Source organism: Anabaenopsis sp. NIES-4685, from assembly GCF_059725405.1.
Map to the genome: position 1 here is coordinate 2,317,023 of NZ_AP043602.1, position 13,331 is coordinate 2,330,353.

Genomic DNA, 13,331 nt, shown 5'->3' on the forward strand with positions numbered 1-13,331 from the left:
CTCATCAGTCCCGCATCCGCTATGGCTTGGTTGATGGCATCTAGTTGTACTTGATAACGGGCTACAGCTTCCGCATCTTTGGAGTGACTAGCCATCCAGCCCAGAATTTTGTTTCTTTGGTCGATGAGGACATTACCTAAACTAGCGTAGGATAGTGTGACATCACCCAAATCCTTGGGCTTAACTACGTAAAACTTATCTTGCAGACTATTACTGAGGTTAACAGTGATATTGCTGTCATAAACTACCGCGTCCTCTAATGTGGGATTAGAGCCTAGATTTTCCCATCTTTGAGCATCAGCATAGTTCTCCTGATTCAAAATTAGTCCATCAGAGCCATTATCAGTCAGAGGTCTGTATCGATAGTAATTACCTACCGTACCACCTTGATTCGCCCCCGCTACTACCCTGACCACCGTTCCAGTAGACACCCCAAAACTAATACTAGTTAAATCTAACCGGGCATATTCATATCTCGTTTCTGCATCTAAATCTAAGGCTGCCTTTTCCTCCAAACTTAACTCTGTATCTAACCGCGCTGGATTGAATTGTTGCACACCATTGACGGTAATGGGCTTAATTTGAATGACGTTTTTATTATTAATCCCGGCTTTAAGATTAACATCACTACCTATATTTACCTGATTGGTACTACCAACGCTAGCTCCATTCGGGACATCAAACCCATAAGGAATTAAGGAAATATTCAATACTAGCCCATCGGTTTTCGCCCTGTCACCACCGCCTAAACCCTCTTTAGCCAGTAGGGTGACATCCTCCAGGGCTTGCAGATTGGTATTACCCGAAAGGTTAACAATATTCCTTTCATTAATGGTGGCACGCACCACTGGTGTAGTAATACCTACCAGGGCGAATGTAGTGGCGTTGACGTTGGCGAAGCTATCTAACAGGTTACTGACTTCAAAGCTGCTGCGTCCTGCATAGAGGTAAATATCACTACCTTTGAGCAGAGAGTCATTGACATTGATATTATTGTTGGCATTAGTCTCGGCTTTAGCCTCAGAACCAGCCCCCGTAAATCCACCCACAACTAGTAAATTGGTATTAGTCCGATTATTAGTATCTGTTTTAGTTGTGAGATAGAGATCACCGGTTTTATTATGCAGGGTAGCACCATCTACATTAATATTGGCATTGGTATTAGTCTTAATCTCTGATAAACCTATACCAATACCAGCCCCAGAAATGGTTTCTAGCCTCACCACATCATAGGCGGTGATGCCATTAAAGGCATTCACCTGGAACATTCCCCGACTCCTGTTAGTACCTTCTACCACCAACTGGCTACCGGGTTTGATATTTACCACCGCCTCAAAGGGATTACTACCAGTCCCAATATTAGTTTCACTCTTCAAGACAGAAACACCTAAACCGCTAGCACTCCCAGTCCGCAGGTTACTATCATTTTTAAATTCTTCTTTGGTTAGGGTGTTGATGGCATTAATAAATATGGTATCCGCTGTTACTCTAATACCGGAATCGCCAACAGTTCCAGAACCAATCTGGACATTAGCCTTACTAGTGATATTATTGCGAGCATCCGCACCCGTAGCCCCAGCAATGCTGACAGAGAAGTTTTTGGCGGACGAATCAATATCTTGGATGTGGGTTGATGTCATTGATAGGGTAATGACATCAACTTGTGCATAATCACCAATTTTTGTCAAGGTGGCATAGTCACTGGTAACGTAGGATGCGGAACCGAAACCAGATATTACACCCGCACCAGCCGCAAAACTTTGGGCGAGCAAGTCATCATTACTGTTGGCATCTATTCTTAAGCCTCTGGCTGTTACCACTGTGCCATTACCTAGGGTGGCTTCTAGTTCATCAATACCATTACCCCTACCCAGGGTAATATCTGCAATCATTGCCCCTATGGCTAGGGTACCCAAAGCCCCACCATCTGCTGTTGCCCTAGCCAGGTTATTGCTGGTGGCTCGAATATCTATATCTTCGGTAGATGCAAGGGTTGCGCCTTCGGCGTAGGCCTTAACCACCGTCATAATATCGGCATCGGCGCGGTTAGCGGTGATGCCAGCACTTACACTGAATGATAGAGATGCAGAAATACCCAGCGCCCTAGTTTGGCTGATGTTGGCTATGGAATTGGCATGAATGGTGGTATTTTCAGAGGATATGCTTACCCCACGACTATGACCAGATTGCCAGGTTTGACTAGGATCATTATCTACAAAGGCTTGGATTGTACTAGTAATCTGGTTGGTGACTAATGCGATCCCTAAAGAGGCGGCAAATCCAGCACCTACGGATATAGTTACACCAGTAGCCTCCCCTGCTATGTAGGCATTTTCATCAGCCAGTATCTTCACATCTCCACCGACTACATTCACATTACCAGTAACTTTAGCTGTGACCTGATTATTAATCGTTCCTTGAATATCAATACCACCACCACTGATGGCAATGCCACCGGCGGCAATGGATGCTGTCACGGCTTTGACACCACTAATGTTGGCACGAGATACATCGGCGGATACTGTGATATCTCCCTGTGCCCAAATGTTTTTGGCTGTATTGCTATTAATGTATGCCTGAACATTATTTTGGATAGTGTTCACCACTTTAGAAACACCCACTGCTAGCCCTGCCATACTGGCAGAAACAGCCACGCCAATGCCTTCGGCTCGAGTTACTTGACTGTCTGACTCTGCTAAGACATCAATGTTACCTAAAGCCAGGGCATTGGTATTGTTCAGGTAGGCTGATATCTGACTGGTTATAATACTGGTGGTTTCCACCCCACTGGCTGCCAAGGAGCCGCCAATACCAACGGCAATGGCTACTGAACCGGAAAAACCAACGGCGCTGATGGTTTCTGCTGATTTAGCTTTTACCTTAATATCCCCACCTGCGGTGAGATTAGAGTTGTCAACATAGGCAGTCACTTGGTTGTTAATCAAGTTTTTGGTGATAGATACCCCAATGGCTCCCGCTGCTGCTCCCAAACCACCACTGACAGCACCGGCGGCAGCACCCACTAAACCGGAGATTGATGATGTCGCCTGTGAGTCAAGGATAATATCTGCCTCTGTTCCCGTGGCTTTGACAGTACTGTTAGCGATATATGCCTTGACTTGATTAGCAATGACATTTGTACCTTCGGCACCGGCACCACTCAAAGATATCCCCACTTTAGCGAAGCTGGCAGCAAAGGAAGCCGCCACAGAAAGGACGCTAATTTGGGCATTATCTCTAGTTATCAGGGAAATATTGCCCTCAGTGGCTTCTACTGTGGCATTTTCAATGTAGGTAGCTACTTGGTTATTGATAGTATTACGAGCTAAGGATACACCGATAGAGATGGAAACTGCTGCCGTACCGGCAAAGGATGCTGCCAAGGACGCAGCCCCGGTGATGGCTTCAATGGTTGATGTGTCATTAGCACTTAAATTGACTGCCTTAACAGTAATGTCGCCATTACTATTACCACTAATAAAGGCTCTGACGTTAGTGCTTACCTGGTTTTCCGCACTGACCCCCGCACCACTTAGACCTATACCAGCGGCACCACCCCCAGTGACTGCAAAGGAACCGGCAATCACTGTGGCAGAAATAGTGGCATTAGATGTGGCGGTTTGTTGTAGGTTATTGGCTGTGACACTGGAATTGTTAATATAAGCCTGAACTTCAGCCGGTGAGCCGACACCAATTTGGTTAATAGCCACAGCAGCGCCCAAAGATGCACCTACCCCCGCGCTACCTCCACCACCCACAGCCCCAGAGGCTGCCACAATGGTGGCGGCTATGGAGGCGCTGTTTTGGGCTGTAAGATTGACATCAGCTATACTGCTGATTTTACTGTTATCAATATAGGCATTAGTCTTAGTCAGGATGGTGTTAGTAGCAGATGCACCAGCCCCACTGACTGCTATCCCCGCAGTACCTGCAAAGCCAGCGGCTAAGGAAGCTGCAATTGATAGGGCTTGAATGTTAGCAGTGGTGGTGGCTGTGAGGGATAGATTGCCGCTGGTGGTTCTCACACCATTGTCGGCATTTTTAATGAATGCCTCAACTTCGTTGGTAATTAAGTTACTGGCTAGAGAAACACCAATTGATAGGGAGACACCCGCTGTACCTGCGAAGGATGCGGCTAAGGAGGCAGCACCAGCATCAGCTTTGATGGTTGATGAGTCTCTGGCTGTGAGGGTGATATTGCTCGCTTGAATGCCATTAGCTCCGTCACCATCAATAAATGCCTTAACTAAAGTGCCTATTTTGTTCTCTGAACTCACACCAGAACCACTAGCAGCCACCCCTGCGGTTCCCGCGGCTCCTACTGCGGCTGAACCTGCACCCACCTTGGCGTTAATCGTCCCATTGGCTAGGGCTTCTAATTTCAATTCCCCACCGGCGGTGACACTGGAATTTCTAATGTAGGCTTGTACTTCCGCTGGGATACGAGTATCACCACTGTAACCAATGTAGTTGTAAGCTACTGCCGCACCGATGGATACCCCTACCCCTGCAGTGCCACCACCACCAACGGATACGGAAACTCCCACTATGGTGGCATCAAGGGCGGCTTGATTATTGGCTGTTAAATTAACAGCCCCGGCGCTGTTGATGACGCTGTTATCAATGTAGGCATTAGTCTTAGTCAGGATGGTGTTAGTAGCAGCAGCACCCGCTCCACTGACTGCTATCCCCGCAGTACCTGCAATGCCGGCTGCTAGGGAGGCTGCAATTGATAGGGCTTGAATGTTAGCAGTGGTGGTGGCTGTGAGGGATAGATTACCGCTGGTGGTTCTCACACCATTGTCGGCATTTTTAATGAATGCCTCAACTTCGTTGGTAATTAAGTTACTGGCTAGAGAAACACCAATTGATAGGGAGACACCCGCCGTACCTGCGAAGGATGCAGCTATGGATGCCGCCCCAGCATCAGCTTTGATGGTTGATGAGTCTTGCGCTGTGAGGATGATATTGCTCGCTTGAATGCCATTAGCTCCGTCACCGTCAATAAATGCCTTAACTAGAGTGCCTATTTTGTTTTCTGAACTTACGCCGGCTCCGCCCAAGCCTACGCCCACTTTGCCACCACCAGCAACCGCAAAGGAACCAGCGGCTACAGTGGCTAAAATCACACCATCGGCGATCGCAGTCTGATGTAGGTTACCAGTGGCTGTGACATTGGCATTATTAAGATAAGACTGGATTTCTTGGGTGATAGTATTGTTCGCAACACCTACACCCACGGAAGCAGCAGCCCCTAACTTACCACCAAAAGCTAGAGCACCGGAAGCCGCCGAAATCATAGCATCCACAGAGGCGCTATTTTGTGATGTCAGTTCTACATTGACCGCGTTAATAATTCGACTATTATCAATGTAGGCATTATTTTTAGACAGAATGATATTATCAGCGGCAGCACCAGCCCCACTAACCGCAAAACCTGCCTTACCAGCAACTGCTGCTGCTACGGAAGCGGCGATGGAAGTAGCAGAAATGGCTGTTTCTTGCCTCCACCGCTTGCCATCATTGTAATTCTCAGCAGCGAGATTGTGGGTTACTAATTGCCAACGACTAGTATCACTATAATCTTCAACACTCAAATCAATACCATCAATATTAACCGAGCTTCTATAAAACGCACCGCCAGTACCACCGCCGGCATAATCATTAGCTAACTTGACAATGTTCCCGGCTGTAATATTTACCAAATCATCTGAGGTTGTAGATTCAGTGGTGTAATTATAAGCTTCCCCTAAGAACCGATAAACTTTATCATCAGCAGTTTTCACCCTATCCCCAATCATCAAAGCCACTGTCTGGGAGGTATTATAGCGGTGATTAAACTTACTCTGGTCTTCCAGGGTATTTGCTTGGAGAATGACCGAGCCTGTAATAGTGCCATGGACATCTTTAATGTAGGCATTGACGTGATTATCAATATAGTTACTTGCCAAAGACAAACCTAAAGAAAGAGAGCCGCTAACTTTACCCCCTGACAATGAAGCCCCCACCGATATGGACTGGACATCACCGGTAATGCGGGAAGTGTCCGCCGCCTTCACAGTCAGATCCCCACCTTGAGCCGTAATTGCTGTAGTCCCAGCACCATCAATGTAAGCATTAATCCGGGTTGCTATTTTATTAGTAGCCTCTAGCCCTGCAGCACTTAACCCCAAAGCATTGCCTTGAGAAGACAAACCAACCGCAACAGAGGTAACAGCCACCGTAGCATCAATAACAGTATTTGATGTTGCAGTTAAGCTAATGCCCTTAGCCGCAGTAATGGCACTATTCAGAGCATAGGCTTGTACCTCAAAAGGATTGGGAGTAGTTTGACTATACTCATTCCAACCGATTAAGTTACGGGCTACAGAAACCCCAATGGAAGCACCGGGGGTAAAACCTTGACTAGCAGCTACCGCAACGGATAGGGATGTTACCTTTGCGGTGATGCTACCGCCATTGATAGCACTGATGGTGACTATCCCTTCATTTTCCCCTGTACCTGTTGCTACCACAGGGGCGTTATCTAAATAAGCATTAGCTTTACCCCTAATTAAATTGAAGGCTAACGCCCCTCCACCACTGAAGCCAATGGCTTTTTCACCAGAGTTCAAACTGACTGCAACGGCAATGGAAGAAGCAATAGAGCTAGCGTCAATAGCTGCATTCTGTTGGGCGCTAACGGTAACACTGCCATTAGTAGCTGTAACGGAGCCATTCTTGATATAAGCTTCTGTGTTGTTGAGAATTTCATTCCGGGCGGCACTGAAGCCCACAGATACTGTATTGGTTGATGCTGCCCCCACTCCCACCGCCAGGGATGGGGCTTCTACATTGGCATCAATGGTAGATGTATTACTTACCTCTACTCGCACAGTACCGTTATTGGCTCTGACAGTAGGGGTATTTTCTAAGTACGCCCGGCTCAGGGTACCCACTTTGTTGAGGGCTACTACTGCACCGACACTCACAGATGTGTTACTAGACTCAGTTTGTAAGGTGCCCACAATGGCTGTGGATGATGTGCCAATATTTGCAGATATATCAGCCTGGGAAGTGGCAGTTACAGTTAAACCAGCCGCAGACTGAATACTAGAGTTGAGAATGTATGCTTGGACTGCTGCTAAATCTGCCGTACCAATGCTAGTACCAAATAAGGTATCAATGGTGTTAAATAAGAAGTTCTGTGGTTGCCAGCCTATGGTATTGAATGCTAAGGTAACGCCTACAGAAACGCCTTTAGATGTGGTATTACTAGTAATCTCGGCATCAATAACAGAAGTGTTTTTAGCATCGATACTCACACCGCCTGTGTTCGTTGTGATGTTACTGTTTGTAATGTATGCATTGCTATTACTTAATACCAAGTTATTAGCAATGATAGCATTGACAGCGATGGATGAACTACTGGCAATGATACTACCACCTATAGCCTCCACTGTACTTATGTCGGTAGCTTTAATGGTGGCATTTTCTAAGGCAGATACATTAACATCGGCTGCGGTAATGGTAGCTTGCTTGATAAAGCTTTCCACCCCGCCTCTGACATCATTACGGACAATCAACCCACCAATACCCATAGAATCAGAGCCTGTTATACTCAGTCCTACATATTTGTTACCCCAGGCTAAAACATCATCTACCGCACTATCTAAAGGAATTTTCTCCCATTTACCACTGCTATAGTTTACAGTTCCTAAGTCAAGATTTTCTCCCTCTGCATCAGTACCAACAAACTGATAAAAACCACCCGCATCTCCACCGTTAGTATATTCATCGTCTACTCGGACAATTTCGGAGTTTTTAACATCGCGCTGCCCTGATTTAGTCGTGTATTGATAAGAACCCGAAAGAATATTATCAAATAGAGTAGTGATCACCAAACCGGGGTTATTAGTGGTCGATGAGAGAGCCTGCAAAGTACTATCAGCTACAATATGAGCATCATCTACCGCAGATATAGTCATGCTGCCTGTGGCATTGACCGTATTCAACTGCAAATTGCTGCGATTATAGTCAATATATGCCTTAGCATCGGTGTTAACCATGTTATTGGCTACCACAAAGCCCATACTATTACTGCTAGCATCTGCAAAGGCTGTGGCTACTGATGTGGAATTATTACTAATAGTGGCATTGATTTGGGCATCATTAGTAGCTGTAAGGGAAATATCACCCGTGGCGTTAACTGTGGTATTGAATAAGAAGGCGTGCACCTTAGCTGGTTGCTGGCTATTAAAGGCATCGGCAATGACGGGATCACCCAGTAAGGTATCTATGGCTTGGAAAAAGAAGAAGTTTTGTGACTTCCAGCCAATGGTGTTAAATGCCATTGTCACTCCCACCCCTGTATCGCCACTACTGATGGTATTTAATGTCTTGGCATTAATGTGGGAGGTGTTTTGAGCATCTAAGGTCAGGTTGCCAGTGTTGACGTTACTTTCGCTAATGTAAGCTTGGGAATCACTTAAAATCAGGTTAGTAGCAATGACTCCACTCGCAGCAAGTACATTGCCTTTACCCATGACAGTACCGCCGGAAGCTGAGGCAGTAATATCTGCGGTTGCGCTGATTTCTGCGGTTTCCAGAGACTTTAAAGTTATTTCCCCTGCGGTGACTTCTCCCCTGTTGATGTAGGCAACTACATTACTTTTCACGTCATTCAATACTACCAGCCCGCCAACACCCGCGGCATCAGAACCTCCGCCAAAGGGAAGATTTAACCCTTGGGGTACTAATTGGGTTTCCGTTACCTCTTTCCAGTAACCTTTATCACTATAGTTTTCACTGCTGAGGTCTAATGTGGCAGTAGTACCCATATATTCATATACACTGCCAGGTTTGCCCAATCCTGAGTCATAATCATCAGTGAGACGAACTCTGTCGCCAAATTTGACCGTTCTTTCCCCCTCTAAACTGGTAAAATCAACCTTTAAGCGATCGTTGATTCCCTCTTGGCGAAGGGCAGCACCACCATCATTGGTCGTGGTAGAAGAAGAAACGATTTTACTATTGGCATAAATACCAGCATTGTCTTGGGCTGCGATCGTCAATTCCCCAGCGACATTGACTATGCGGCCACCTCTGTAAACACTATCATAATCAATATATGCTTCGACGTTACTACTAAGTTTATTACTGGCTAAAATTAACCCGGCGCTCTTGCCACTCGCACCATATAAAGCTGAAGCTGTAGAATCCGCAGCATTACTAACAGTAGCGTTGATTTTTACTTCAGAAATGGCAGAAACAGATAAATTACCGCCGACATTAACCTCAGTATTTCTGATATAGGCTTTTACGCTAGCAGGCTGCTCACCTGATGAAGCCCCTGAAATCAGGGGAGCGCCAATTAACGTATCCAGAGCATTAGCAAAAACATTTTGCGGTTTCCAGCCAATCGAGTTAAAAGCTAACATACCAGATCCACCCGTATCCCCCGTAGACAGGGAACTTAGGAGAGTAGCATCAATTATGGACTTGTTATCAGCAGTAATGTCTACATTACTTGTGGTGACAATATTACTATTGCTGATGTATGCTTCTGCCTGACTCAGTACCAGGTTAGTAACTGCTATCCCCCCTCCTGCTACTACTGTACCACTGCCATATAAACTACCTCCAGATGCTGTGATAGTACTCTCTGTATTAGCTGTAATAATTGCTGACTCTTCGGCTTTGATGCTAATACTATCGGCGGTGATTTGAGCTTTATTTATCCAACTTCCTACCTGACTGCGTACGTCGTTACGTACTACCATTGCTCCTACGGCTTTAGCATCTGAATCACTAACGTTACCTATATTTGGTACATAATCTGCTGTTTCTTGGGTGACTTTTTCCCAGAGACTACTATTTGTATAGTTTTCATTACCTAAGTCTATGCTGGTGTTATCACTGCCTTTAAATCTATAGACGCTGCCACCATCTCCACCTTGAGTGTAATCTGCTGCTATTCTGACTTTTTCCCCCTGGTCTACTACTTTTGTTCCTGATGCGGTGGTGTATTCGTAGTCATCTAAATAATTCAGGTAGTTTTGAATAATGCCTAAGCCGCCATCGTTGGTGGTTACGGATTTACTGACTATGGTACTGGTGGCTTCTATCCCCGCTGTGTCTTTGGCTGTGATGCTCATCGTCCCACCTACTATGACTACTCCCGGTGTGGCGGTGCTGTAGTCTATGTAGGCTTGGGCTTGGCTGTTAACTAGGTTACTAATTAGGGCTGCTCCTATGGCCATACCGGAGGCTCCATAGAGGGCTGATGCGGCTGATTCGGCTTGGTTGCTGACTTTGGCTGTGATCTGGGCGGTGGAGTCTGCTAGTAAGGTGAGATTCCCTGGTGTGGTGATGCTGCTGTCTTGGATGTAGGCTTTAACTGTGAATGGTTTAGCAGTGCCTAACACTGAATCCCCTAATAAGGCATCTAGGGTGTTGCTCAACAGGTTTTGTGGTTGCCATCCTATGCTGTTGAAGGCGAGGGTGACTCCGGCGGCTGTATCTCCTGATGTGGCGTTGGTGAAGATGGTGGCATTTATCTGACCGTCTGATATCCCCTCTAGTGTAATATCTCCGGTGCTGGTTTCTATTTGACTGTTACTGATGTAGGCTGTGGTTTCACTGACTACGGTGTTGGTGGCTATGGTGCCGGCTACGGCTATGACTGTGCCACTACCGTAGGCACTACCTCCTGATGCTGATGCTGTGGTTTCTGCTAGGGCTGTGATTTGGCTGCTGTCTTGGGCACTGATGCTCAGGCTACTACCTTTGACATCTCCATTGTGGATGTAGCTACTGACTTGACTGCGCACGTCGTTACGTACTACTAATCCCCCTACTCCCATGGCGTCTGAGTCGCTGATGTTTAAGCCGGTGGGGAGGATGTTGATGTTATTTAGTGCTTTCCATAGGGCATAGTTGGTATAGTCTTGTGTCCCTAGGTCTATGGTGGCGGCAGTACCCATGTACTGGTACACTTGCCCTGCTATGCCTTTTTCTTCGGCGTAATCGCTGGCTAGTCTAACTTGGTCTCCGAATTTTAGCTGTTTGCTGCCGGAGTTGCTGGTATATTTATATTCTTCTAGTAACTGTTTCCCTAGGTTATTGAGGATGCCTACTCCCCCGTCGTTGCTGGTGTTGGAGGAGGCTATGACTTTGGTGTCGGCGTTGATGTGGCTTTCATCCAGGGAATCTATGTCTATGCTGCCTGTTATTTGGATTTTCCCTGTATGTTCTGTGTTGTCTATGGAGGCTTGGGCATGACTGTTGATGAGGTTACTAGCTAATATGCCACTGGTGGCCATGCCGGTGGCTCCATACAGGGCTGATGCGGCTGATGTGGCTTCGTTACTGACTTTGGCTGTGATTTGCTGTTGGGATTGGGCTGTGATTGTTAGATTCAGTGCGTTGACTGTGGTTTTTTCTATGTAGGCTTTGACTTGGGCTGGTTGGGCTGTGCCTACTATGTCACTGCCTAATAGGGCATCCAGTGTGCCAGCGAATATGTTTTGTGGTTCCCATCCTATGGTATTGAATGCTACTGTTACCCCTACGGCTGTGTCTCCTGATGTGGAGGCGCTCTTGTTTTCTGCTTCTATTTGGGATGTGTTGCTGGCCGCTACTGTGATATCCCCACTGCTGTTGATATTACTGTTGCTAATGTACGCTTGTGCTTGACTGAGGATTTCGTTGACTGCTAGGGAGCCGTTAACTGCTATGACTGTGCCTGTTCCATAGGCGCTACCTCCTGATGCTGTGATGCTACTGTCTATTTTGGCTGTGATGCTGGCATTTTCTATGGCTCTGACTGTGAGTGTTTCTGTGTTGATGCTGCTGTTTTTGATGTAGCTTTCTACTTGACCGCTGACTTTGTTGGTGACTACTATCCCCCCTACTCCCATGGCGTTTGAGTCACTGATGTTGTTCCCTTGGGGAATTATTTGGGTTCCTGTGACTGGTTTCCAATATCCATAGTCGCTGTAGTCCGCTGTACTCAGGTCTATGGCAGTGTTATCTAATCCTAGGTATTCGTATACTTTCCCTGTGGTTGCTTCTCTGACTCTTTCCCCAAATTTCAGGGTTCTCTCCCCTTCGTTGCTGTTATGGTCGGCGGGGATGAGGTTGTTGATTCCCCCTTGTAATAAGGCGGCTCCGCCGTCGTTGGTGGTAATGCTAGAGGATACTATTTTGCTGTTGCTGTATATGCCTATGTTGTCTTGGGCTGTGATGTCTGTTGTCCCACCAATGACTGCGCTACCTACTGGGCTATCTATGTAAGCTGCTACTGTTGTGCTGACTCTGTTGCTGGCGAGGATGCCTCCCACGCTCATGCCGCTGGCTCCATATAGGGCTGATGCTACTGAATTGGCTGCATTACTTACTGTGGCGTTGATTTGCGCTGCTGATGTGGCTGCTAGGTTTAAGTCTCCACTAATAATGTTGATTTGGGAGTTAATAATATATGCTTTAACTGCGGCTGGTTGCTCTTCTCCCAGGATGTCTGTGTTGAATAGGGCACTAAATGCGTTTCTAAGTATATCTTGTGATTGCCACCCCAATGTGTTGAATGCTAAGGCTACACCCAGGGCTGTATCACCTGTATCTAGTGAGCTTGATAAGGTAGCATCAATTATGGACTTGTTATCAGCAGTAATATATACATTACCTGTGGTAGCAATATTACTATTGCTGATGTACGCTTCTGCCTGACTCAGTACCAGGTTAGTAACTGCTATCCCCCCTCCTGCTACTACTGTACCACTGCCATATAAACTACCTCCAGATGCTGTGATAGTACTCTCTGTATTAGCTGTAATAATTGCTGACTCTTCGGCTTTGATGCTAATACTATCGGCGGTGATTTGAGCTTTATTTATCCAACTTCCTACCTGACTGCGTACGTCGTTACGTACTACCATTGCTCCTACGGCTTTAGCATCTGAATCACTAACGTTACCTATATTTGGTACATAATCTGCTGTTTCTTGGGTGACTTTTTCCCAGAGACTACTATTTGTATAGTTTTCATTACCTAAGTCTATGCTGGTGTTATCACTGCCTTTAAATCTATAGACGCTGCCACCATCTCCACCTTGAGTGTAATCTGCTGCTATTCTGACTTTTTCCCCCTGGTCTACTACTTTTGTTCCTGATGCGGTGGTGTATTCGTAGTCATCTAAATAATTCAGGTAGTTTTGAATAATGCCTAAGCCGCCATCGTTGGTGGTTACGGATTTACTGACTATGGTACTGGTGGCTTCTATCCCCGCTGTGTCTTTGGCTGTGATGCTCATCGTCCCACCTACTATGACTACTCCCGGTGTGGCGGTGCT

Annotated in this window: 1 protein-coding gene (only partly in view); it reads right to left on the bottom strand. The window is 46.3% G+C overall.

This entire window lies inside a single protein-coding gene on the bottom strand: locus tag AC6IZ0_RS10210, encoding a hypothetical protein (protein WP_497725973.1). The 50,562-nt coding sequence extends 16,570 nt beyond the window's left edge and 20,661 nt beyond its right edge, so the window shows coding positions 20,662-33,992 — codons 6,888 (complete) to 11,331 (partial); reading right to left, the first codon wholly in view occupies positions 13,329-13,331. The start codon and the stop codon both lie outside this window.